This window comes from Flintibacter sp. SJQ-8, from assembly GCF_054108085.1.
In genome coordinates this window covers 34,441-57,175 of record NZ_JBPJWR010000008.1, presented here as the reverse complement: position 1 = coordinate 57,175, position 22,735 = coordinate 34,441, and the positions used below count along the sequence as shown (strand labels likewise).

20 protein-coding genes and 1 other annotated feature are annotated in these 22,735 nt (G+C 61.9%); of the genes, 4 read left to right on the top strand and 16 right to left on the bottom strand.

Annotation, left to right across the window (positions count from 1 at the left end):
* Window positions 1-38 precede the first annotated feature (38 nt).
* Window positions 39-425 (bottom strand): helix-turn-helix domain-containing protein, encoded by a 387-nt coding sequence (locus ACSAMP_RS05065; RefSeq protein ID WP_457799731.1) that lies wholly within the window; start codon window positions 423-425, stop codon window positions 39-41.
* Between the two features lie 215 nt (window positions 426-640).
* Here ACSAMP_RS05065 and ACSAMP_RS05060 point away from each other — a divergent pair, with 215 nt between their 5' ends.
* Window positions 641-2,128, top strand: coding sequence for a DUF1846 domain-containing protein (locus ACSAMP_RS05060; RefSeq protein ID WP_441796754.1), 1,488 nt, complete (start codon window positions 641-643; stop codon window positions 2,126-2,128).
* Window positions 2,129-2,507: 379 nt separating this feature from the next.
* The gene (locus ACSAMP_RS05055) at window positions 2,508-4,118 is read left to right on the top strand and encodes a CTP synthase (protein WP_457799730.1); all 1,611 of its coding nucleotides are present in this window, start codon (window positions 2,508-2,510) and stop codon (window positions 4,116-4,118) included.
* Between the two features lie 114 nt (window positions 4,119-4,232).
* Here the strand turns inward: ACSAMP_RS05055 and ACSAMP_RS05050 are convergent, their stop codons facing one another.
* The 13 genes from ACSAMP_RS05050 to ACSAMP_RS04990 form a co-directional block, all read right to left on the bottom strand.
* Window positions 4,233-5,402, bottom strand: coding sequence for an ISL3 family transposase (locus tag ACSAMP_RS05050; protein WP_457799729.1), 1,170 nt, complete (start codon window positions 5,400-5,402; stop codon window positions 4,233-4,235).
* A gap of 466 nt (window positions 5,403-5,868) precedes the next feature.
* The gene (locus ACSAMP_RS05045; RefSeq protein WP_457799728.1) at window positions 5,869-6,570 is read right to left on the bottom strand and encodes a response regulator transcription factor; all 702 of its coding nucleotides are present in this window, start codon (window positions 6,568-6,570) and stop codon (window positions 5,869-5,871) included.
* Complete coding sequence (locus tag ACSAMP_RS05040) at window positions 6,548-8,011, bottom strand: HAMP domain-containing sensor histidine kinase (RefSeq protein WP_457799727.1); 1,464 nt, start codon at window positions 8,009-8,011, stop codon at window positions 6,548-6,550. The genes ACSAMP_RS05045 and ACSAMP_RS05040 overlap by 23 nt, the downstream gene beginning before the upstream one ends.
* 188 nt (window positions 8,012-8,199) lie before the next feature.
* A complete protein-coding gene (locus ACSAMP_RS05035; RefSeq protein WP_457799726.1) occupies window positions 8,200-10,314 on the bottom strand; it encodes an EAL domain-containing protein in 2,115 nt (704 codons plus the stop codon).
* Window positions 10,315-10,973: 659 nt separating this feature from the next.
* Window positions 10,974-11,351 (bottom strand): 50S ribosomal protein L7/L12, encoded by a 378-nt coding sequence (rplL, locus tag ACSAMP_RS05030; protein WP_147563125.1) that lies wholly within the window; start codon window positions 11,349-11,351, stop codon window positions 10,974-10,976.
* Between the two features lie 75 nt (window positions 11,352-11,426).
* Window positions 11,427-11,957 carry a 50S ribosomal protein L10 gene (gene rplJ / locus ACSAMP_RS05025; protein WP_441796758.1) on the bottom strand — a complete coding sequence of 177 codons (531 nt, stop codon included), beginning with the start codon at window positions 11,955-11,957 and terminating at the stop codon, window positions 11,427-11,429.
* A gap of 13 nt (window positions 11,958-11,970) precedes the next feature.
* Window positions 11,971-12,106 (bottom strand) — a sequence feature (ribosomal protein L10 leader region).
* 93 nt (window positions 12,107-12,199) lie between these two features.
* Window positions 12,200-12,892, bottom strand: a complete 693-nt coding sequence (gene rplA, locus ACSAMP_RS05020) for a 50S ribosomal protein L1 (protein ID WP_441796759.1) — start codon at window positions 12,890-12,892, stop codon at window positions 12,200-12,202.
* Between the two features lie 13 nt (window positions 12,893-12,905).
* A complete protein-coding gene (gene rplK, locus ACSAMP_RS05015) occupies window positions 12,906-13,331 on the bottom strand; it encodes a 50S ribosomal protein L11 (protein WP_087287566.1) in 426 nt (141 codons plus the stop codon).
* 148 nt (window positions 13,332-13,479) lie between these two features.
* Complete coding sequence (gene nusG / locus ACSAMP_RS05010) at window positions 13,480-14,004, bottom strand: transcription termination/antitermination protein NusG (RefSeq protein WP_302670986.1); 525 nt, start codon at window positions 14,002-14,004, stop codon at window positions 13,480-13,482.
* A gap of 5 nt (window positions 14,005-14,009) precedes the next feature.
* The gene (gene secE, locus ACSAMP_RS05005; RefSeq protein ID WP_457799725.1) at window positions 14,010-14,297 is read right to left on the bottom strand and encodes a preprotein translocase subunit SecE; all 288 of its coding nucleotides are present in this window, start codon (window positions 14,295-14,297) and stop codon (window positions 14,010-14,012) included.
* Between the two features lie 39 nt (window positions 14,298-14,336).
* Window positions 14,337-14,501, bottom strand: a complete 165-nt coding sequence (gene rpmG / locus ACSAMP_RS05000; RefSeq protein ID WP_147563131.1) for a 50S ribosomal protein L33 — start codon at window positions 14,499-14,501, stop codon at window positions 14,337-14,339.
* 596 nt (window positions 14,502-15,097) lie between these two features.
* Window positions 15,098-16,210: a PTS sugar transporter subunit IIC gene (locus tag ACSAMP_RS04995; protein WP_441796761.1), complete on the bottom strand. Its 1,113-nt coding sequence runs from the start codon at window positions 16,208-16,210 to the stop codon at window positions 15,098-15,100.
* 331 nt (window positions 16,211-16,541) lie between these two features.
* The gene (locus ACSAMP_RS04990; protein WP_238044850.1) at window positions 16,542-17,057 is read right to left on the bottom strand and encodes a transcription repressor NadR; all 516 of its coding nucleotides are present in this window, start codon (window positions 17,055-17,057) and stop codon (window positions 16,542-16,544) included.
* A gap of 186 nt (window positions 17,058-17,243) precedes the next feature.
* Between ACSAMP_RS04990 and proS the strand changes: the two genes are divergently transcribed.
* Complete coding sequence (gene proS, locus ACSAMP_RS04985) at window positions 17,244-18,689, top strand: proline--tRNA ligase (RefSeq protein WP_457799724.1); 1,446 nt, start codon at window positions 17,244-17,246, stop codon at window positions 18,687-18,689.
* Between the two features lie 48 nt (window positions 18,690-18,737).
* Entirely contained in the window at window positions 18,738-18,863 is a 126-nt protein-coding gene (locus ACSAMP_RS04980) for a hypothetical protein (protein WP_457799723.1), read from the top strand.
* Between the two features lie 54 nt (window positions 18,864-18,917).
* Here the strand turns inward: ACSAMP_RS04980 and ACSAMP_RS04975 are convergent, their stop codons facing one another.
* Both ACSAMP_RS04975 and ACSAMP_RS04970 read right to left on the bottom strand, forming a co-directional pair.
* A complete protein-coding gene (locus ACSAMP_RS04975; RefSeq protein WP_457799722.1) occupies window positions 18,918-20,663 on the bottom strand; it encodes an NADH-dependent [FeFe] hydrogenase, group A6 in 1,746 nt (581 codons plus the stop codon).
* Complete coding sequence (locus ACSAMP_RS04970; protein WP_457799721.1) at window positions 20,657-22,492, bottom strand: NAD(P)-binding protein; 1,836 nt, start codon at window positions 22,490-22,492, stop codon at window positions 20,657-20,659. The genes ACSAMP_RS04975 and ACSAMP_RS04970 overlap by 7 nt, the downstream gene beginning before the upstream one ends.
* Window positions 22,493-22,735: the final 243 nt, after the last annotated feature.

The following is a 22,735-nucleotide window of genomic DNA, read 5'->3' as shown; positions in this document are numbered from 1 at the left end:
GGTGGCGATAGACCACATACAGGGCGGTGGACAGATAGTTAGACGCGGCCCAGAATGGCGTCCCGGCTGCCCGTTTTGGCCAGCAGGTCGAACAGGGCGCCCACCGAGTTCACCAGCAGCTTTTTGGACAGCAGGGCCAGCACGCCTCCCCGCACGGAGTTGTCCTTCTCGTCGCTCAAGTCATAAAGCTCGTCCGGGGCGATGGTGGTGCCCTGGCGGCTGAGGGTGCGGCCCAGCAAAAAGTCGGCGGACACCCCGTAATAGTCACAGGCCTTTACCACAAAGGACAGGCCCGGCTCCCGGATGCCGTTTTCATAGTGAGACAGCAGCGCCTGGGAGATGCCCAGCACCCCCGCGGCGGTGCGCTGACTGACCCCTTTCTCCTGCCGCAGCAGGGACAGGGTGCGGGAAAATTCTTCGTTCACAAGCAGTCACCTCAAATTGTTCACAATACACTTGGTATAGTATACCTGAAAGCATTACCAGCAGTAAAGAGGAAAACGGAAAAATCATCGAAATTTTCCCGGAAATCCCGCCGCACTTTGGCCCCCGACCGGCGGAAAACCTCTTGACGCTGTTCCCAAGGCGGGGTAGAATATTTGATGATTGTGTAGTTTTTTGTTAAGAGGGGGAGATCGCCTTGGCAAAGGTTGGCTTTGATAACCAACAGTACCTGCAAATGCAGTCTCAGCACATCCGTGACCGGATCGCCCAGTTCGGCGGCAAGCTGTATCTGGAGTTCGGCGGCAAGCTGTTTGACGATTACCACGCCTCCCGGGTGCTGCCCGGGTTCGAGCCTGACAGCAAGATCCGTATGCTGGAGCAGCTGAAGGACAAGGCGGAGATCATCATCGCCATCAACGCCGGGGACATCGAGAAGAACAAGGTCCGGGGCGACCTGGGCATCACCTATGACAGCGACGTGCTGCGGCTGATCGACATCTTCCGGGGCCGGGGCCTGCTGGTGGGCGGCGTTGTCGTCACCCGGTACACCGGCCAGCCCGCCGCCGACCTGTTCCAGGCCCGTTTAGAGGGCCTGGGCATCAAAGTCTGCCGCCACTATCCCATCGACGGCTATCCCCACAACATCGCCAAGATCGTCAGCGACGAGGGCTTTGGCAAAAACGAGTATCTGGAGACCAGCCGCCCCCTGGTGGTGGTCACCGCCCCCGGCCCGGGCAGCGGCAAAATGGCCACCTGCTTAAGCCAGCTCTACCACGACCACAAGCGGGGCGTGGTGGCGGGCTACGCCAAGTTCGAGACCTTCCCCATCTGGAACCTGCCCCTCAAGCACCCGGTGAACCTGGCCTACGAGGCGGCCACCGCCGACCTGGACGACGTGAACATGATCGACCCCTTCCACCTCCAGGCCTATGGGGAGACCACGGTGAACTATAACCGGGACGTGGAGGTCTTCCCCGTCCTGTCTGCCATGTTCCAGCAAATTTTAGGCCGCTGCCCCTACCAGTCCCCCACCGACATGGGGGTGAACATGGCGGGCAACTGCATCGTGGACGACGAGGCCTGTCAGCAGGCCGCCCGGCAGGAGATCATCCGCCGGTATTACGACGCCCTGTGCGAGCGCCGCCAGGGCAAGGGCAGCGACAGTGCCGTGTACAAGCTGGAGCTGCTGATGCAGCAGGCCGGCGTCACCGCCGACATCCGCCCCGTGGTCACCGAGGCCAACCGGGTGGCCCGGGAGACGGGCGCGCCCGCCATGGCTATCCAGCTGCCCGACGGCAGCCTGGTGTGCGGCAAGACCTCTGATCTCATGGGCTGCTCTGCCGCTGCCCTGCTCAACGCCCTGAAGAAGCTCTCCGGCACCGGCGGACACGGGGTCCACCTCATCGCCCAGTCGGCCATCGAGCCCATCCAGACGGTGAAGGTGAAGTATCTGGGCTCCAACAACCCCCGCCTGCACAGCGACGAGGTGCTCATCGCCCTGGCCTCCTCCGCCAACGCGGAGCCCAAGGCCGCCGAGGCCCTGCGCGCCCTGGCCGATCTAAAGGGCTGCCAGGCCCACTGCTCCGTCATCCTGTCTCCGGCGGACGAGATCACCTATCGCAAGCTGGGACTTCAGCTCACCTGCGAGCCCCAGTATCAGACCAACAAACTCTATCACAGATAAGCGCAATGGGGCGCCCGTTGGGAGAAGGATCTCCCAGGGGCGTCCCTCCCCTTTTTTAGGGGGTAAGATTTTCATTGTTTGTCATTCCGAGGAGCGCAGCGACGTGGGAATCCGCAACCCCCGTCCCTTGGCCCCCTTGTGAAAGGGGGCTGGCATCGCCGCAGGCGATGACTGAGGGATTCCGTTTTCAGGACAGCTTTCCTGTGGTCGGAATCCTTCCGTCACGGGCTGCGCCCGTGCCACCTCCCTTTGACAAGGGAGGCTGATGGACGAGAATTGCGGATTGCCGCGTCGGGCTTTGCCCTCCTCGCAATGACAAAATTCCCACCAAGCAATACCAATGTTTCCAATATTCCAATTCTAAAACGGAGGAATCTATATGGCAGTAAAGTATATTTTCGTCACCGGCGGCGTGGTGTCCGGTCTGGGCAAGGGCATCACGGCGGCCAGCCTGGGCCGTCTGCTGAAGCAGCGGGGCCTGCGGGTCAAGGTCCAGAAGCTGGACCCCTATCTCAACGTGGACCCCGGCACCATGAGCCCCTATCAGCACGGCGAGGTGTTCGTCACCGACGACGGGGCGGAGACCGACCTGGACCTGGGCCACTACGAGCGGTTCATTGACGAGAACCTGACCTTCAACTCCTCCGTCTCCTCCGGCAAGGTCTATTGGAACGTGCTCAACCGGGAGCGCCGGGGGGACTATCTGGGTGGCACCGTGCAGATCATCCCCCACATCACCAACGAGATCAAGCGGAACATCTACTCCCTGGACACCCCCGACACCGACGTGGCCATTGTGGAGATCGGCGGCACCGTGGGCGACATCGAGTCCCAGCCCTTCTTAGAGTCCATCCGCCAGGTGGCCGCCGAGCGGGGCCGCCAGAACGTGATGTTCATCCACGTCTCCCTCATCGTCTCCATTCCCGGCACCGGCGAACTGAAGAGCAAGCCCACCCAGCACTCGGCCAAGGAGCTGCTGTCCCTGGGCATCCAGCCCGACGTGATCATCTGCCGCAGCGACGCCCCCGTGCCCCAGGACATCCTGGAGAAGATCTCCCTCTTCTGCAACATCCCCGTGGAGAACGCCATCCCCAACCTGACGGCGGACATCCTCTACGAGGTGCCCCTGATGCTGGAGCGGGAGGGTCTGGCCGATGTGGTGGTCCGCCGCCTGGGACTCATCTGTCACATGCCCGACCTGACTGAATGGGCCACCATGGTCCACCGGGCCAAGCACCCCACCGGCACGGTGGAGATCGCCCTGGTGGGCAAGTATGTGGCCCTTCACGACGCCTATCTCTCCGTGGTGGAGGCCCTGACCCACGGCGGCATCGAGAACCAGCAGAAGGTGAAGATCCGCTGGGTGGACTCCGAGACCGTCACCGACGAGAACGCCGCCCAGCTGCTGGCTGGGGTCGACGGCGTGCTGGTCCCCGGCGGCTTTGGCGACCGGGGCATCGAGGGCAAGATCTCCGCCGTGCGCTTTGCCCGTGAAAACAAGGTCCCCTTCCTGGGCATCTGCCTTGGCATGCAGATGGCCGTGGTGGAGTTTGCCCGCCACGTGTGCGGCATGGCCGACGCCCACTCCAGCGAGCTGTCCCAGACCACCACCCACCCGGTCATCGACCTGATGCCCGACCAGCGCGGGGTCACGGAGAAGGGCGGCACCATGCGCCTGGGTGCCTATCCCTGCCGCATCACCGACCACGACAGCTTTACCTATCGGGCCTACGGCGCCGACGAGATCGCCGAGCGCCACCGCCACCGCTATGAGTTCAACAACGACTACCGCCAGGAGCTGACCCAGGCGGGCCTGAAGCTGGCCGGTCTCTCCCCCGACGAGCGCCTGGTGGAGATCGTGGAGCTGCCCGACCACCCCTGGTTCGTGGGCGTCCAGTTCCACCCGGAGCTGAAGAGCCGCCCCAACAAGGCCCACCCCCTGTTCCGGGAGTTCATCGCCGCCGCCAAGCAGTACCACGGCCAGGAATAACAGACAGCAAAAAGCTCCGCCACCCGGCGGAGCTTTTCGGTTCTACGTCAATAGTTGGGGTAGAGAAAAAGGAAATCGTCTCAAGCAGTGCCAGGAGTACTCTCGGCACTGCTTTTATGTGTGGCAAAACAGGATACGTCTTCTGAAATTATGGAAATTACGCATGCCGAAGCATACACGTTTCAGGACTTTCGTTTTGTTGTTGCAGCCTTCGATGAAGCCGTTTGACCAGGGTACATCCATAGAGTTCAAAATCTCGCGGAACCAGTTGCGATATGCTTTGATACAATCAGAAAATTCTGGTAGGCCCATTGTCTCAGCAGACCGCAGCCAATCGATCAGTTTCGGTTTTCCTGCCGCAGATGATTTGGCGCGTATCACGTCAAGAAACTCATTTTTTAGTCGATATGCGTCCGCAAGTCTGGGCGCGATCTCAAACATAAGAGCCAGCCGCTCCATTTCTTCGTTCGAGAGTTTTGCCATTGGTTTCATCAGAAGACATCTGGATCTCTTGAAGTATTTTCGGAATCTGGCGGAGAGTTTCTTCTGCTCCTTCTTTCTGACACGTTTCATCGCCCAATAGACCTGGCGGATCACATGATACCTGTCCGCGACAATGGCAGCGCCGGGAAAACAGGTTTTGGATACCGCTCGAAAATGAGGATTCATGTCACAGACAAAGTATTTTACACCGGTTTTGGATGGGAATTGTGAGAAATATTTGATAAGATCGTTCTCAAAGCGATTTGGTAAAATATCGACCACTTTGTGCTTTTCAGCATCCACGATAATGCTGTTGTACTTTTCTCCCCCGGAGTTGCCCTTGAATTCGTCGATGGAGAGGACTTCCGGCAATTGGGTCGGCTTAAAGGCGACGTATTTGAAATATCGCGCTGCGGTCGCCCCAGAGACGTTGTAGCGTGCGCCAATTTCTGAAGCGGGTACCAGTTCATGAAACGCACCGATGATCGCAGCGACCAATCGGCTGGTGACTCGGTGGTATCTTGGGAGAAAGAAATTTTTCTCAAAGAAGCGCTTGCCGCATATGCAGCGATAACGCCGCTTACGCAGGTGCAGCAGCGTTTTCCTGCCAAAGGGAACATCCTTGACCGTCTGCATTCGGTAGTCGTGTACACGGTCAGTGAGCGCGCCGCAGGCTGGGCACGGGTGCTTTGTTCTGGGTAATTCGAGGAAAATGTGTACCTCTCCAGAAATGTTTTCAACATTTGTAATAATCGCGTCTTCCAAGTTCAGCAGTTTTGCGGTATAATCTTTGTTGAGCATAGAGATCTTTCCTTTGTTGTGATTGGTGGTACTTTTATGATAAGGGATTTTTCCTCTATGCTCAACTTTTTTCATAATTAAGGGGTCAGGTTCTTCACCTGACCCCAACATTTATTATAGAACCCTTTTTCTGTGCCCGAAGCCTTCCCCTGGGGGAAGGTGGCGCGGCGCAGCCGTGACGGATGAGGGGGACCACGTGGGTGCATCCGTTGTCGACGGGCGGACACGGAGGTCCGCCCCTACACCAGGTTACGATGGCTCTCGTAGGGGCGGACCTCTGTGTCCGCCCACGATGACCACCGCACCCACGATACCCACCCTTATCCGGTCCCTTCGGGACCACCTTCCCCCTGGGAGGGGGAAGGCTCTACTCGTTCTAACGCGAGAACTCACTGCCCTTCGGCGTTCCCCTCATCCGCCCCAGTGTGCGCACTGGGGCACCTTCCCCCAGGGGAAGGCTTATTTTTTACCCCTTGGCGTTCAACCGGTATCCCGCGCCCCACACGGTCTCGATGATGCGGGGCTTGGAGGGGTCATCCTCGATCTTATCCCGGATGCGGCCCACGTGGACGGTGACGGTGGCGCTGTCGCCCACATAGTCAAAGCCCCAGATGGTCTCGAACAGCCGGTCCTTGGAGAAGACGATGTTGGGGTGCTCGGCCAGGAACTTTAAAAGCTCAAACTCCCGGTTGGGCATCTTGATCTCCCGTCCGGCCTTGTACACCTTCCAGCTCTGGGGGTAAATTTCGAGGTCGGCCACCCGGATGACCTGGCCGTTTTCCGCCTTTTGCCCCCCCTGGGTCAGGCGCTGATACCGGGCCAGGTGGGCCTTCACCCGGGCCACCAGCTCCGCCGGGTCAAAGGGCTTGGCCACATAGTCATCCGCCCCCAGGCCAAGGCCCCGGATCTTGTCCACCGACTCCGTCCGGGCGGTGACCATCAGAATGGGCACGTCTATCTTGTCCCGGATGACCCGGCACACGTCATAGCCGCTGCACCCTGGCAGCATCAGGTCCAGCAAAATCAGGTCATAGTCCCCGGTCACCGCCTGGGTGATGGCCATCTGGCCGTTGTCGGTCACCTGGGTCTCAAAGCCCTCGATCTCCAGATAGTCCCGCTCCAGCATGGCGATCTCCGGGTCGTCCTCAACGATCAATATCTTGCTCATGGCCGTTATCCTCCTTCTCTTCTGATTCGGCACGCAGGGGCAGGGAGATGGTGAACACCAGCCCGCCGTCGTTCTGGGCCGTCACGGCGCCCCCGTGGGCCTCCACCACATATTTCACGATATACAGCCCCAGGCCGCTGCCCTCGCCCCCCTGGCTGCGCCTGGCCTGGTCCCCCCGCCAGAACTGCTGGAACAGGTGGGGCAGCTGATCCTCCGGCACGCCCTGGCCGTTGTCGGCAAAGCGGACACAGGCGCGCTCCCCTTCCCGCTTTACCGAAATGTCCAGGACCAGCGGCTCCGCCCCCGCATAGCGCTGGGCGTTCTCCTTCAGGTTGTTCAGCACCCGCAGCAGCTGCTCCTGGTCCAGGCGCACGGGCAGGGGCTCCTCCGCCGGGTGGAAGTTCACCTGACCGCCGGAAGCGGCCAGCTCCTCCCCCGCCTCCCGGGCAAAGCGCCCGGCGAAGGTGCCCAGGTCGTCCTCCACGGGGAACATGGGCAGGTTGCCCGTCTCCAGCCGGGAGAAATACAGCAGCCGCTGGAGCAGCCGCTCCATGTCGCAGGACTTGCGATAGGCGATGTCCAGATACCGCTCTTGCTTCTCCGGCGTGTTGGCCACCCCGTCCCGCATCCCCTTGATATAGCCCTTCACGGAGGTGAGGGGGGTGCGCAGATCGTGGGAGATGCCCGCCACCAGATCGGTGCGGGCCCGCTCATAGGCGGCGTTCTTTTCCCGCTCCTCCAGCAGGTGGCGCTGCATCTGGTCAAAGGCGGCACACACCGAGGTAAACTCGTCCCGGCCCTGATAGGCCACCGGCGTGGACAGGTCCCCCTGCTCCACCCGCTTGGCCCCGGCGGTGAGGGCGTTTACCGGGCGCATGATCTGCCGCAGCTGATACCGGGCAAAGACCACGCTGAACAGCCAGATGACCCCGATGGCCGCCAGGCCGCTGACAAAGACGGAGATAAGCATCACCTCCGCCTGGGGGCGGCGGCCCGCAAAGCCCCCGGGGCCGTCGGGCTGGCCGAAGTGAGGCATGGCCACCAGCAGATAGTCCCCCATCTGGCGGCCCACCAGCACCACGCCGCTGTCCTGGACCACTAAAGTCCCGTCCGCCGGCCAGGAGGCGTTCTCCGTCAGGCGGCTGAAAAAGTCCTGCTGACCCTGGTCCAGACTGGTGGAGACGATCTCCCCGTCCTGGCAGACAACTAAGTCATAGTCCGCCGCCCGCAGCCGCTCCTCCAGAGTGTCCCAGTCCCGGCTGTTCTCGTCCCAGCCGTCCAGAACGCTCTGGACCTGCTGTGAGCGCTCGTCGGCGGCGGGGATGGCCCGCTTCTGATAATAGCCCATCACCACATGGAGCACCCCGCTGTTCACCGCCAGCAGAATGGCCATGGCCGTGACCAGGGCAAAGGTATGAAAGAAAAACAGCTTCTTCTGCATCGTATCCCACCGTTTCGCCCATTACCGGGCCTTGTCTTCTCGTTCTGCCCATATTGTAATGCAAAAGTATAAACGGCGAAACCACAAATTCTAAAATTTCTGAAAACTTCCCACATTCCCGGCGCAAAATGTGGAAAACCCCCGCCCGTTGTTCACAGGCGGGGGTGGGGATATATATAACAAAACGGTTATGTCTGGTGCTCCTGCGCCCCCGGCCCGAAGCGGGCGAAGAACTCCTGGGGGGGCATGGGGCGGCCAAAGTAATAGCCCTGAAGGCGGTCACAGCCCAGGCTTTTCAGCAGCTCGCCCTGCTCTTTTGTCTCGATGCCCTCGGCGATGCAGCCCAGGCCCAGCTTGTGGCACAGGTCGATAAGGGAGCCGATGACGGCCTGCTCCCTGGGGCCGTGGCCCGTTTTCGAGATCAGGCTCCGGTCAATTTTCACCAGGTCCAGCTGGGGCAGATAGAGCATCTCCAAGCAGGAGCACTCCGTGCCCATGTCATCCACGGCCACGGCGATGCCCCGGGCTTTCAGGGCGTTCAGGCGGTCCTCGATGCTCTCCAACTGTAGTCCCCGGGAGGACTCGGTCACCTCGAAAATGAGCTGGCTGTGGTCCACGCCGGTGCGCGTTAAGATGTCATCGATGCGGTCTAAGTAGTCCAGCTCCGCCAGGGTGTTCCGAGACATGTTGCAGGAGAGTTGGAAGCCGGGCCAGTGCTCCCCCACCTCCTTCAGCAGGCGGCAGGACTGCTCCAGCATCTCATAGTCCACCACGGAGATCAGGTTCTCCTCCTCCATCATGTGGACAAATTCAAAGGGGGCGTGGACATTGCCCTCCTCGTCGATCTTCCGCACCAGGGCCTCCGCCCCGATGACCGCCCCCTGCTCCACCCCATACAGGGGCTGGAGATAGACCACGAAATTGCTCTGGCGGAACTCCCGCAGCAGCCCGTCCAGATAGTCCGGGCGGCCCGGACGGCGGGGCCTGCCGTCTCCCCGCATGGCGTATTTCCGCCGCTGGGCATACATCACCTGCTCGGCCTTGTGGATCAGCTCGTTTAAGTCCTCCGTCTCCGACCCCCAGGCGTAGCCAAAGGCGGCCAGGTCCTCCTGGCTGTTCTTCAGTTCCTTTTCCATGGCCCGGCAGGCGGACAGGAAGGAGCGATAGCCCATACCGGGGCAGATCATCACAAATTCGTCCCCGCTGACCCGATAGATCTGCTTTTGGGGGAAGAACCGGCACATGACCTGGCAGGCTTTCAGGATCACCTGGTTGCCATAGGCGTGGCCCAGGTGGTCGTTCACCCACTTCAGGCCGTTGATGTCCAGATAGCCCACGCCGGTGGGCTGCTCCTTGCCCTGTAAGCTGTCGATGGTCTCGTCATAAGACAGGCGGTTGGGCAGGCCGGTGAGGGCGTCGGTATAGCTGTTGGCCAGCAGCCGGGCGTGGAGTTCCCGCTTCTGCACCTCGTCCGAGACGAAATAGGCGATGTGGGTCAGCAGCTCGGTGGACTCCATTCCTCCCTCCGGGTCATCCACCCCAAGAAAGCCATAGAGCTTGTCCTTGCAGAAGATGGGCACCTCGGCCACCGCCCGGATGCCCTGGGCGGAGAGACATTCGTATTCCTCCTGCCGCCCGGGCACGTCCTTCAGGGCCTCGATGCTGTCGATGGTCATCAGCTTGCCCTTCCGGTCCTTCAGCACCTCCAGCCACTGGTGCATGGCCCGCAGGGGCACGGCCTGCAGATTTTGAATTTCTGACGTGACCCCCGGCGCGCACACCTCATAGGTGTTGGTGGCCGTTCCCTTGTCCCAGTCGATGCGGAACACATAGGCCCGGGCCGCCTGATACTGCTGGCGGATGATCTCCAGCACCTGGTCCATGGCGGCGTCAAAGTCGTCAGACAGCACCAGCTTGTCGATGCACTCCACCAGCTTCTGCTCCGTGGCCAGACTCAGCTCCGCCTCGAAGATGTGGGCATAGCGGGACACGTTCACCGCCAGCTCCATGCGGCAGGGGCGGCCATTCACCGTGACGATGCTGTCGTGGAGCAGCAGGTGGCCCGTGCCGGGCAGCTTCCGGTGCCAGGTATAGCGGTGGTCCGGGTCCTCCCGCAGGCGCTGGTTGGTGCAGAAGGCGCATGGCGCGTCAAAGCCCTGAAGATACTCATAGCACTTCACCCCAGGCGTCACCGGGCCATACTGCTTCTTTCCATACCGGTTCACAAATATGATCTCGTGGGTGTCGAGATCGCTGAGATAGACCACCTGGTCGATCTGGTCCAACACATCGTACAGTTCCATGCTTTGCGCTCCCCGCCGCGTTTAAAATTTTTACACGCGCACAGTAATTATAGCACTCAAGGCCAGTGAGTGCAACATTTTTCACCAGGCGCGTATATTTATCCCTAATATCCGGGAATTTTCGCACAAATATGAAAAAATACAAAATAAAAGCCTTCCCCTGGGGGGAAGGTGGCGCGGCGAAGCCATGACGGATGGGGGGGGACCACGGGGGTGCATACGCTGTCGAACGGGCGGACACGGAGGTCCGCCCCTACGGCGTGTTACGATAGCTCTTGTAGGGGCGGACCTCCGTGTCCGCCCGCGATGACCTCCGCACCCAACGAGACCCACCCTCATCCGCCCCCTGCGGGGGCACCTTCCCCCTGGGAGGGGGAAGGCTAGGGGACGAGGGAACGGAATCCTTCCGTCACGGCTTCGCCGTGCCACCTCCCTTTCACAAGGGAGGCTGATGTCCTACACCATTAGGCCCCCTTGTCAAAGGGGGCTGGCATCGCCGCTAGGCGATGACTGGAGGATTCCCACGCAACAGCTCCCAGCCCTTCGGCGTTCCCCTCATCCGCCCCTGCGGGGCACCTTCCCCCAGGGGAAGGCTTTCGGCACAGAAAAACCCCCGAGGCAAACACCTCGGGGGTTTAAAGCTCGTATGGGGAAGAAACTTACTTCAGCTCGACCTTGGCGCCGGCCTCTTCCAGCTTCTTCTTCATCTCCTCGGCCTCGTCCTTGGACACGGCCTCCTTCAGGGTCTTGGGAGCGCCCTCGACCACGCCCTTGGCCTCAGCCAGGCCCAGGCCGGTGATCTCGCGGACAGCCTTGATGACCTTGATCTTGGCAGCGGCGTCGAAGCCAGCCAGGACAACGTCAAACTCGGTCTTCTCCTCAGCGGCCTCAGCGGCAGCGCCGCCGGCGGCGGGAGCGGCCATAGCGGCGGCGGAAACGCCGAACTCCTCCTCCAGAGCCTTAACCAGCTCGGACAGCTCCAGAACGGTCAGGGCCTTCACTTCCTCGATCATAGCGGTGATTTTCTCGCTAGCCATGGTGAAATACCTCCTAAAATTGGTTTTTTTAAAATTTAATGTGCGCTTTTATAAAGCGCCGTGTGCCGGGATAGATTACTCGGCAGCGGGGGCCTCGGCCTCGGCGGGCTCGCCGTTCTTCTCGGCGATGGCCTTCAGGACGATAGCCAGGCTGGTAATGGGAGCCAGCATCATGCCCAGAGCCTGAGCCTGCAGGACCTCCTTGGAGGGCAGCTCGGCCAGAGCCTGGATCTCCTCCAGGGAGATCACCTTGCCGTCCATAAAGCCGCCCTTGATGACGAACTTGTCATTGAGCTGCTTGACGTACTTGTTGACCACGCGCATGGGGGCGATGGGATCGCCGGCGCTGGTGGCCAGAGAAGTGGTGCCGTTGAGCACGTCGTCCAGACCCTCCAGGCCCACGTTGTTCAGAGCAAAACGGACCAGGGTGTTCTTCACCACGCCGTACTGCACCTCGTTCTGGCGCAGCTCGGTACGAAGGGCGGTGTCCTCGGCCACGGTGATACCCTTATAGTCCACCAGCACGCCGCTGGAAGCGTTCTTCAGCTGCTCGGTCAGCGCGGCCACGATGGCCTGCTTCTCGGAAAGAACCTTTGCGTTAGGCATTTTGGATTCACCTCCAACAAAATAAAAATCCTCCGCGTCAAAAGACAGGAGGACAGTACCATTCAAACTATGTCGTTGAATGCACTCTCGGCAGGGATTTACGCCCGGTTAAAGGCACCTGCTGTCTTTGAACGCTAGAATATTCTATCATCCGGGACAGGCTTTGTCAAGCAAAACCTGTCCCGGTGAGAGAAACAAATTTCTGCTCCTGACGCTGTGTCAGGGGCGCTGCTTTATCAAGCTCAGACCAGCTTGGCGCCGTTGATCTTGATGCCGGGGCCCATGGTGGCGGCCACGGTGCAGCTTCTCACATACTGGCCCTTGGAAGCGGAGGGCTTGGCCTTGATGATAGCGCCCATGATGGCGTTAAAGTTCTCAGCCAGCTTCTCAGCACCGAAGGACACCTTGCCGATGGGGCAGTGGATGATGTTGGTCTTATCCAGACGATACTCGACCTTACCGGCCTTGATCTCGTGGATGGCCTTGGTCACATCCATGGTCACGGTGCCGGCCTTGGGGGAGGGCATCAGGCCCTTGGGGCCCAGGACCTTACCCAGACGGCCCACAACGCCCATCATGTCGGGGGTAGCCACGACCACGTCGAAGTCGAACCAGTTCTCCTTCTGGATCTTCTCCACCAGGTCCATCTCGCCAACATAGTCAGCGCCGGCGGCACGGGCCTCGTCAGCCTTGGCGGCCTTGGCGAACACCAGCACGCGCTGGGTCTTGCCGGTGCCGTGGGGCAGGACGATGGCGCCGCGGACCTGCTGGTCAGCGTGGCGGGAGTCAACACCCAGCTTCACGTGCAGCTCGACGGTCTCGTCGAACTTAGCGGTAGCGGTCTCCACGACCAGGCCCATGGCCTCGTTGGCGTCATACTGCGCGTTCTTGTCGATCTTCTTGGCGCTATCCTGATACTTCTTGCCTCTAAACATCTCTAACCCCTCCTTACTCGCCCACGACAACGCCCATGGAGCGGGCAGTACCGGCGATCATGCTCATGGCGGCCTCGATGCTGGCGGCGTTCAGGTCGGGCATCTTGGTCTCAGCGATCTTGCGCACATCTTCCTTGCTGATGGTGGCAACCTTGGTCTTGTTGGGCACACCAGAGCCAGACTCGATGTTGCAGGCCTTCTTGATGAGGACGGCCGCAGGGGGGGTCTTGGTCACAAAGGTGAAGGAGCGGTCGGCGTACACGGTGATGATGACGGGGATGATCATGCCCACGTCGTTCTTGGTGCGCTCGTTAAACTCCTTGGTAAAAGCGGCAATGTTCACGCCGTGCTGGCCCAGGGCAGGACCAACAGGGGGGGCGGGAGTCGCCTTGCCGGCGGGGATCTGAAGCTTTACATATCCAGTTACTTTCTGTGCCACGAAAGAGCACCTCCATTGAAAAAATGTGGTTGGGTTGGGCGTTCTGTGCCCAGTTTGGCGGGACGTTCCTAGCGTCCCTCCCACGTTTCGGCGGGGCATTTACGGCTGCCGCGCCTGTCCTCTTTCTGAAAGAGGACTGCCGGGAAAATCACTCGTTGGCGGGTTCCACCTGGTCCAGCTCCAGCTCCACGGGGGTCTCGCGTCCAAACATAGACACCACCACGCGGACCTTGCTGCGGTCCAGGTCGATCTCCTCCACCGTGCCCAGGAAGGACTCCAGGGCGCCGTCGGTGATCCGAACGGTGTCGCCCTCCTGATAGCTGACCACCACTTCGCGCTTTTCCACGCCCAGGGCGGCCACGTCGGCCTCGGACAGGGGGATGGCCTTGTTGCCCTCGCCCAAAAATCCGGTGACGCCGCGGATGTTCCGCACCACGTGCCAGGTCTCGTCGTTCATGACCATCTTCACCAGCACATAGCCGGGGAACACCTTGCGCTCCACTTCCTTGGGGCCGTTGTCCGTGATCTCGGTCACGGTCTCCAGGGGGATGCTGATCTCGTGGATGAGACTTTGCATCCCGCGGTTTTCCACGTACTTCTCGATGGTCGCCTTCACCGTATTCTCATAGCCGGAATAGGTGTGGACCACATACCAATTCGCATTGTCAGCCATTCCGATTACCTCAGGAGAGTGAGGAGCACGTCGATGGCGCTGCCGGCGATATAATCAAAGATCCAGATGAAGACGCCGACCACGATGACGCAGGCGATGACGATCAGCGTGTTGTTGATGGTCTGCTTGCGGGTGGGCCACTGGACCTTCTTCAGCTCGCTCTTCATATCCTTCAGCCACTTGCCGACGCGGGCGAACAGACCGGGCTTGGCCTTTTTATCGGCCTTCTTGTCCTTCTTCGCCTTGTCGGAACCGGCCTGGGCAGCCTGCTCCAGCTTTTCGTTTTCAGCCATTTGCGTTACCCTTCTTTCCTTACATCCTGAAAGACGCAATTACTTGGTCTCATTGTGGACAGTGTGCTTTCTGCAGAAGGGGCAATACTTGTTCAGCTCAAGACGATCGGGGGTATTCTTCTTGTTCTTCATGGTGTTGTAGTTTCTCTGCTTGCACTCAGAGCACCGAAGGGTGATCTTGATGCGCGCGCCTGCCTTTGCCATTTGTCGGCACCTCCTTTTGGTGTGGCGGTCCCGGGGAACCGCTTCGTTTGGACCGCACACGAACGCCGCCTGAAAAAGCAAAACGCCGGGTCCGGCTCATTGGCCGGACCCAGCGAAACAAACGCAAAAATTGCGTCAGCGCAATACGGTGGGCTCCGGCGATCTGCCTCCCTGTGTCCGTCAAATGCGGGAGGGGGTCATGCGTCAAACACCGTAAAAATGCGCACGACAAAAAAGCCCCTTTCACAGGTACTAAAACTATATCACGCCAAGCCCTTGCCCGTCAAGGGTTTTTTCAATTTTTTTGCGGTTTGCCTTCCCCTGGGGGAAGGTGCCCCCGCAGGGGGCGGATGAGGGGAACGCCGAAGGGCTCCGAGGCCTTACAACGGAATCCCCCCGCCACTTCGTGGCCCTCCCCCCTTTCACAAGGGGGGCTGATGTTACGCTTCATTAGGCCCCCTTGTCAAAGGGGGCTGGCATCGCCGTAAGGCGATGACTGGAGGATTCCGTCGAAAGCACACGGGCTTCGAAAGCCTTCCCCTCATCCGTCACGGGCTTCGCCCGCGCCACCTTCCCCCAGGGGAAGGCTTTTTATATCACTGCGGCAGGGTCAGGTCCCCCTCGCCGATCCAGCCCATTTTACGGAACATCTGGCCGAACAGCCAGCACAGCACGGCGGGCAGGATGAAGCAGATCAGGGCCATGCCCGCCCAGTCCATGGGGGTGATGGCGGCCTTCACGCCGGTGGCCACGTCGTTGACCCACCCGGCGTACACGCCGATCTGGCCCACCAGGCCGCAGGTGCCCATGCCGGAGGCCACGCCGCCGGAGGGGTCGTTCATCTGCAGGTGGAACAGGCAGGTGGCCATGGGCCCGGTGATGGCGGAGGTGAGGATGGCGGGCAGCCAGATGCGGGGGTTCTTCACGATGTTGGGCATCTGGAGCATAGAGGTGCCGATGCCCTGGCTCACCAGGCCGCCCCAGCCGTTCTCCTTAAAGGACAGCACGGCAAAGCCCACCATGTTGGCACAGCAGCCGGCCACCGCCGCGCCCCCGGCCAGACCGGTGAGGGTCAGGGCGGCGCAGATGGCGGCGGAGGAGATGGGCAGGGTCAGGGCGATGCCGATGACCACGGAGACGATGATGCCCATCCAGAAGGGCTGAAGCTCGGTGGCCCAGCGGATCAGCGCGCCGATCTGAGAGGCCGCCTTGCCGATGGCCGGGGCCCACCAGGCAGCCAGGGCCACACCGGCGAAGATGGTCACCAGGGGGGTGACCAGGATGTCTACCTTGGTCTCCTTGGACACCGCCTTGCCCAGCTCAGCGGCGATGATGGCGATGAACAGCACGGCCAGGGGGCCGCCCGCGCCGCCCAGGGTGTTAGAGGCAAAGCCCACCGTGGCCAGGGAGAACAGCACCAGGGGCGGGGCCTGAAGGGCATAGCCGATGGCCACCGCCATGGCCGGGCCGCTCATGGCCGAGGCCAGGCCGCCCACGGTATAGCTGATGGTGTGGTCCCCACTGCCCAGCGTGGCCACCACCTGGGTCAGGAAGGGGATGTGGAACTGGGTGCCGATGGTGTTGATGATGGTCCCGATGAGCAGGGAGCAGAACAGGCCCTGGGCCATGGCCCCCAGGGCATCGATGCCATAGCGCTTGGCGGAGATGACAATGTTTTTTCGCTTGAGAAAGGCTTTCAGCTTCTCCATTTACACACACTCATTTCAAAACATGGTAGACACGTGTCAAGACACATGTCTACCACATTTTACACGCCTATGAAAATTTGTCAAGAGTTTTATTTTGGGGGCGAGGCCCTCTCCGCCCAGTGTGCGCACTGGGCACCTCCCCCACAGGGGGAGGCAAGGGAGACGTTGGGAACGGATTGCCGCGTCGCGTCGCTTCTCGCAATGACAGTAGGGGCCGCTGTCCCCAGCGGCCCTTGGCTATCGGGCGGATGGGGACATCCGCCCCTACTTGGCTCTCCCTGTGGGAGAGCTGGCGCGGCGCAGCCGCGACTGAGAGGGCTGCCCCAGGGGTTTACTTCTCCTCCAGCAAAAACCCCAGCTTACTCAAACTCTCCCGCACCCGGTCATAGGCCTCCTGGCTGGGGCAGGCCACGGTGTGGAGGTGGATGCCCTCGGTGAGCTGGGACAGGGGGGCGGCCTCCTGGCGGCGGCAGCGCTGGACGAACTGGCCCACGTCATAGCGGCTGGAAATTTGCAGCTGGCCGGTGAGCTGGCCATAGATGGGATGCTCCACGATCACGTCCAGCACGGTGCAGCCCTGGTCCACCATGGCGTTCAGCTCCTCCTCCATCTGGTCGGCCCGGTGGCGGCAGGCCAGGGTGCGCACCAGTCCGGCGGCGGGGGCGGGCAGCACATAGCCCCTGGGGGTGGCGGCGATGTCCATCCCCCCCGCCCGCAGCAGGGCGATGTCCCCCACGATGATCTGGCGGCTGACGGAGTGCTCCCGGGCCAAAACGGCGGCGCTCACCGGCCCGCTGGCCTCCTCCAGTCGCCGGGCGATGGCCTGTCTTCTCTCCTGCGCGTCCATATGCGCTCCCCCTTTTGGTGTCAAATGAGATGTCATGACCGAAGTATACCACGCCTCTCCCCCTCAAACAAGAGGGAAAATCCCCGCCGAACTTGTCCCAAGCGCTTGACTTTTTCCACCTGAATCCATACAATAAAGGACACGAGTTTTTTCGATCATTCTTATTTATAAAGGACTGAAATATTTATGGCTCAGAACTCCAACAAGAAGCAGGTGGAGCAGATCACCGACATGGAGGTGGACTTTGCCCAGTGGTACACCGACGTGTGCAAGAAGGCAGAGCTCATCGACTACTCCTCCATCAAGGGTATGTTCATCTATCGCCCCTATGGCTACGCCATCTGGGAGAACATCCAGCACGCCCTGGACCAGAAGTTCAAGGAGACCGGGCACGAGAACGTATACCTGCCCATGCTCATCCCCGAGTCCCTGCTCCAGAAGGAGAAGGACCATGTGGAGGGCTTTGCCCCCGAGTGCGCCTGGGTCACCATGGGCGGCAGCGAAAAGCTGGAGGAGCGCTACTGCATCCGTCCCACCAGCGAGACCCTGTTCTGCGAGCACTATAAAAACGTCATCCACTCCCACCGGGACCTGCCCAAGCTGTATAACCAGTGGTGCTCCGTCCTGCGCTGGGAGAAGACCAGCCGCCCCTTCCTGCGCCACCGGGAGTTCCTGTGGCAGGAGGGCCACACCATGCACGCCACCGCCGAGGAGGCCCGGGAAGAGACCATGCGGATGCTGAACGTCTATGCCGATTTCCTGGAGAACGTGCTGGCCATGCCCGTGGTCCGGGGCCGCAAGACGGATAAGGAGAAGTTCAACGGCGCTGAGGAGACCTATACCGTGGAGTGCATGATGCACGACCGCAAGGCCCTCCAGTCCGGCACCAGCCACTATTTCGGCGACGGCTTTGCCAAGGCTTTTGACATCACCTTCACCGGCAAGGACAACCAGCTCCACCACCCCCACCAGACCAGCTGGGGCGTGTCCACCCGCATGATCGGCGGCATCATCATGACCCACGGCGACAACAACGGCCTGGTCCTGCCCCCCCGCATCGCCCCCATCCAGGCCATGGTCATCCCCGTGGCCATGCACAAGCCCGGCGTGCTGGACGCCGCCGCCGCCCTGCTAAGCCGCCTGAAGGCCGCCGGCGTCCGGGCCCAGATGGATGACAGCGACCAGTCCATGGGCTGGAAGGCCGCCCAGTACGAGATGAAGGGCGTGCCCCTGCGTGTGGAGATCGGCCCCAAGGACATGGAGAAGAACCAGTGCTGCATCTGCCGCCGTGACTCCGGCGAGAAGGTCTTCGTCAGCCTGGACGAGTTGGAGACCAAGGTCCAGGAGCTGTTGGACTCCGTCCACAACGGCCTGTACGAGCGGGCCAAGAAGAACCTGGAGGACCACACCAAGGTGTGCCACACCCTGGACGAGGTGAAGCAGTTCATGGACACCGAGGGCGGCTTTGCCAAGACCATGTGGTGCGGCGAGCTGGACTGCGAGCTGAAGATGAAGGAGCAGGCCGGTGTCACCTCCCGCTGCATGCCCCTGAAGCAGGAGAAGGTGGACGACGTCTGCGTCTGCTGCGGCAAGCCCGCCAAGCACATGATCTACTGGGGCGTGGCCTACTAAGCCTCCCCCTCCCCAACATACGACACACCCCCGGCCCATGTTTGTGAAGTGGGCTGGGCCGCCGCCGCCCTGGCAGCTCTGGCCGTGGCCCTGGCCACCGGCGTCGGCTGGGTGCTGGTGAACCTGTTCTGGTCGGTAATCTATCGCCGCAGCGCGAAACCTACAAAAATCTAAAAGACAGCGGCGCTCCCGTGTGTGGGAACGCCGCTGTTTGTCTTGGTTCAACGCTTAAAGCTGTTCGCCGGGCATCTTCCAGCCCTCGTGGTCGGTGTGGAGCAACTCCTCCGCTTTCTCGCTGAGGGGCGCGCCCAGATACTCCCGGTACAGGGCCTGCACCTGGGGGTTCTCGTGGGAGAAGCGCACAGGGGCGCTCTTGTCCAGGGCGTACAGCCGCTGGCCCCGCTCGCCGTAGAGCTCCTTGTCCTCGCAGCTGATGGGCTGGCCGCCGCCGCCCACGCAGCCGCCGGGGCAGGCCATCACCTCCACAAAGTCATAGTGGACCTTGCCCGCCTTCAGCTGCTCCATCAGGGCCCGGGCATTGCCCAGTCCGCTGACTACGGCGCAGCGCACGGGGATGCCAGCCACCTCGTAGGTGGCCTCCCGCAGGCCGGGGCCGGTACGCACCTGGGCAAAGGCATCGGGGGCCGGGTTCTCCCCGGTGAGGAGATAGGCGGCGGTGCGCAGGGCGGCCTCCATCACGCCGCCGGTGGCCCCGAAGATCACGCCCGCGCCGGTGGCCACGCCCATGGGGCTGTCCAGGGGCTCCTCGGGCAGATATTTGGGGTCCAGCTGGTCGGCCCGGAGCATCCGCACAAACTCCCGGGTGGTCAGCACCCAGTCCACGTCGGGGCCGTGCTGGGTGGCCATGGTGGGCAGCTCGCACTCCGCCTTTTTGGCCACGCAGGGCATGATGGACACGCAGCAGATCTTCTCCGGCTCCACCCCCAGCTTTTGGGCAAACCAGCTCTTGGCCACGCTGCCGAACATCTGCTGGGGGGACTTGGCGCTGGACAGCTGGCCCACCAGCTCGGGGTACTGGCCCTTTAAGAACCGCACCCAGCCGGGGCAGCAGCTGGTGAACATGGGCCACCGGGTCAGGCCGCCGGACTTCAGGCGGTGGAGGAACTCGCTGCCCTCCTCCATAATGGTCAGGTCGGCGGTGAAGTCGGTGTCGAACACATAGTCAAAGCCCAGCCGGCGCAGGGCGGCGGCCATGCGCTCCATGGTGGCCTGCTCCCGGGGCAGACCGAAGGCCTCGCCCCAGGCGGTGCGCACGGCGGGGGCCACCTGGACCACGGTGATCTTGTCCGGGTCGGCCAGGGCGGAGAACACCTCCATGGTGTCGTCCCGCTCCCGCAGGCCGCCGGTGGGGCAGTGGGTGATGCACTGGCCGCACAGGGCGCAGTCCGAGTCCTTCATGACCCGGTTTCCAGACACGTCGATCATGGTGCGTCCGCCGGTGCCGGATACGTCCCAGATGCTCAGCGTCTGCACCTTGTCGCACACCTGGATGCAGCGCATACACTTGATGCACTTGTTATAGTCGTGATACAGGGGGAAGGTGGTGGTCCAGGCCCCCCGCAGGCCCCGGGGCAGCTGGGTCTCATAGTGGACCTTCACGATGCCCAGATCGTTGGCGATGGTCTGCAGCTGGCAGTTGCCGCTGCGCACGCAGGTGGCACACTTGCAGTCGTGCTGGGACAGGATGAGCTCCACGTTGATGCGCCGGGTGGTGCGCACCCGGGGGGAGTTGGTGTGGACCACCATGCCCTCCTTCACCGGGTTGTTGCAGGCGGTCACCATGGCCCGCTCGCCCTCCACCTCCACGCAGCACACGCGGCAGGCGGCGATCTCGTTGATGCCCTTTAAGTAACACAGGTGGGGGATGTGGATGTTGGCCTGGGCGGCCGCCTCCAGAATGGTGGCCCCCTCCTGGGCCTGGACGGTGCGTCCGTCGATGGTCAGCGTTACCATTCCGTGTTCCTCCCTCCCTTAAAGATGCCATAGCCGAAGTGGTCGCAGCGCAGGCAGCGGCCCGCCTCCTGCTGGGCCTCCTCCAGGGTCATGCCCTCCTTCAGCAGGGTAAAGTCACCGCAGTAGCAGTCCAGATGGCGGTTTTTCAGGTTCACCCGGCCGCAGGGGGGCGAGTTGGTCAGGTGGGCGGGAGGGATCTCCACGTCGGTGCGGATCTTGTGGTCAAAGCCCAGATAGGCGTCGATGTTGTCAGCGGCCACTTTACCGGCGGCCACGGCGCGGATCACGGTGGCGGGGCCGGAGACGGCGTCGCCGCCGGCGAACACGTTGTCCAGTCCGGGCACGGCGCTGGTCAGGTCGGCCTGGATGGCCCCCCGCTGGGTGGTCACGCCCACGGCCTCAAAGGGCTTGGCCTCGATGGCCTGGCCGATGGCCACGATGACATAGTCGCAGGGGATGCGGAACTCCGGCGCGTCGGCGGCCACGGGCTTGGGCCGCCCGTCATTGCCATAGGGGCCGATGTGCTGGGGCCGGGTCCACAGGGCGCACACGCAGCCGTTCTCGTCGGCCTCGATGCGGGAGGGGGCCTGAAGGGGCAGGATCTGGCAGCCCTCAGCCATGGCCTCTTCGATCTCCTCGGCCAGGGCGGTCATATCCTCCACCCGGCGGCGATAGACACAGGTGACGCTCTCTGCCCCCAGGCGCAGAGCGGTGCGGGTAGCGTCCATAGACACGTTGCCGCCGCCCACCACGCAGACCTTTTTGCCGGTGAAGTCGGGGGCCTTGCCCTCGCCGATGCCCCGGAGCAGCTCCACGGCGCTGACCACGTTTTTAGAGGTCTCCCCCTCCAGGCCCAGCTTTTTGTCATTGTGGGCGCCGATGGCGATGTAAACCGCGTCAAAGCTGCGCTGGATGTCCGCCATGGTCAGGTCTTTGCCGATGGACACGCCGGTGTGGACGGCGATGCCGGCAGACAAGATATAGTTGATGTCCCGGTCCAGAATGTCCTGGGGCAGGCGATAGTCGGGGATGCCATAGCGCAGCATACCGCCCAGCTTGGGCCGCTGCTCGTACACGGTGACTTTATGGCCCATCAGGGTCAGGTAATAGGCGGCAGTCAGGCCGCCGGGGCCGCCGCCGATGATGGCCACCGTCTTGCCCGTCTCCGGGGCCTTTTCGGGGATGGGGGTGTCCGTGCCGTGGTCCACGGCAAAGCGCTTCAGCCCGCAGATATTCACCGCGTCGTCCACCATACGGCGGCGGCACTGGGCCTCGCAGGGGTGTTCGCACACATAGGCGCAGGCGGAGGGGAAGGGGTTGTCCTTGCGGATGAGCCGCACCGCGTCGCTGTAACGGCCCTCCCGCACCAGGGCCACATAGCCGGGTACGTCCACATGGGCCGGGCAGACGGACACACAGGGGACGGGGTGGCTCAGGGCGCAGATGCACCGGCCGTGAAAAGCGTGCTCCTCAAAATCCTCCCGGAAGCCCCGCACGCCCCTGAGCACCATGTGGGCGGCCTCGTACCCGATGGCGCAGTCGGCGGAATCGGCAATGACCCGGGCGGTGGCCTCGATGAGGTCGATGGTCTCTTTGGTGGCGGTGCGGTCCAGCACCTGCTCGATGAGGTCGGCCAGCTGGCTCAATCCCACCCGGCAGGGCACGCACTTTCCGCAGGTCTGTGCATGACAAAGGCGCAAAAAGTTCAATGACATGTCCACCGGGCAAAGTCCCGGCTGGCTGGCGCTGATGCGCCGGCCCATGTCCCGGCGCAGGCCCCCCAAAACGGTTTGGGCCCGGTCCGGCGTTTCAATGGACAAACGACTCAAGGCAACTCCTCCTCCTGACGCAGCACCGGACGAGGCGCAGGCACCACCCCGTTTCCCCGGCACACATTCTGATTTTGTGTTTTTTGACGGTTTTTTAACAGTTTTTTAATGCGCCCTAATGTAATTGTACAAATGAACTATAGCACCTCCTCCCCCACCTGTCAACCGCCGGAGGCGTGAGAATTGCATTTTTTCATTCATTTTCTTCCGTCAAGTCTCGCCGTCTCGGTTGACAGAACGCCG

Excerpts from the sequence above, each read along its gene's own strand:
- ACSAMP_RS04990 (WP_238044850.1), bottom strand. The coding sequence starts at position 17,057 with ATGGACGCGCAGGAGAGAAGACAGGCCATCGCCCGGCGACTGGAGGAG.
- ACSAMP_RS05055 (WP_457799730.1), top strand. The coding sequence starts at position 2,508 with ATGGCAGTAAAGTATATTTTCGTCACCGGCGGCGTGGTGTCCGGTCTG.
- ACSAMP_RS05045 (WP_457799728.1), bottom strand. The coding sequence starts at position 6,570 with ATGAGCAAGATATTGATCGTTGAGGACGACCCGGAGATCGCCATGCTG.
- rplJ (WP_441796758.1), bottom strand. The coding sequence starts at position 11,957 with ATGCCTAACGCAAAGGTTCTTTCCGAGAAGCAGGCCATCGTGGCCGCG.
- ACSAMP_RS04975 (WP_457799722.1), bottom strand. The coding sequence starts at position 20,663 with ATGGTAACGCTGACCATCGACGGACGCACCGTCCAGGCCCAGGAGGGG.
- rplA (WP_441796759.1), bottom strand. The coding sequence starts at position 12,892 with ATGTTTAGAGGCAAGAAGTATCAGGATAGCGCCAAGAAGATCGACAAG.
- proS (WP_457799724.1), top strand. The coding sequence starts at position 17,244 with ATGGCTCAGAACTCCAACAAGAAGCAGGTGGAGCAGATCACCGACATG.
- ACSAMP_RS05040 (WP_457799727.1), bottom strand. The coding sequence starts at position 8,011 with ATGCAGAAGAAGCTGTTTTTCTTTCATACCTTTGCCCTGGTCACGGCC.
- secE (WP_457799725.1), bottom strand. The coding sequence starts at position 14,297 with ATGGCTGAAAACGAAAAGCTGGAGCAGGCTGCCCAGGCCGGTTCCGAC.
- ACSAMP_RS05050 (WP_457799729.1), bottom strand. The coding sequence starts at position 5,402 with ATGCTCAACAAAGATTATACCGCAAAACTGCTGAACTTGGAAGACGCG.
- rplL (WP_147563125.1), bottom strand. The coding sequence starts at position 11,351 with ATGGCTAGCGAGAAAATCACCGCTATGATCGAGGAAGTGAAGGCCCTG.
- rpmG (WP_147563131.1), bottom strand. The coding sequence starts at position 14,501 with ATGGCAAAGGCAGGCGCGCGCATCAAGATCACCCTTCGGTGCTCTGAG.
- ACSAMP_RS05035 (WP_457799726.1), bottom strand. The coding sequence starts at position 10,314 with ATGGAACTGTACGATGTGTTGGACCAGATCGACCAGGTGGTCTATCTC.
- ACSAMP_RS04995 (WP_441796761.1), bottom strand. The coding sequence starts at position 16,210 with ATGGAGAAGCTGAAAGCCTTTCTCAAGCGAAAAAACATTGTCATCTCC.
- nusG (WP_302670986.1), bottom strand. The coding sequence starts at position 14,004 with ATGGCTGACAATGCGAATTGGTATGTGGTCCACACCTATTCCGGCTAT.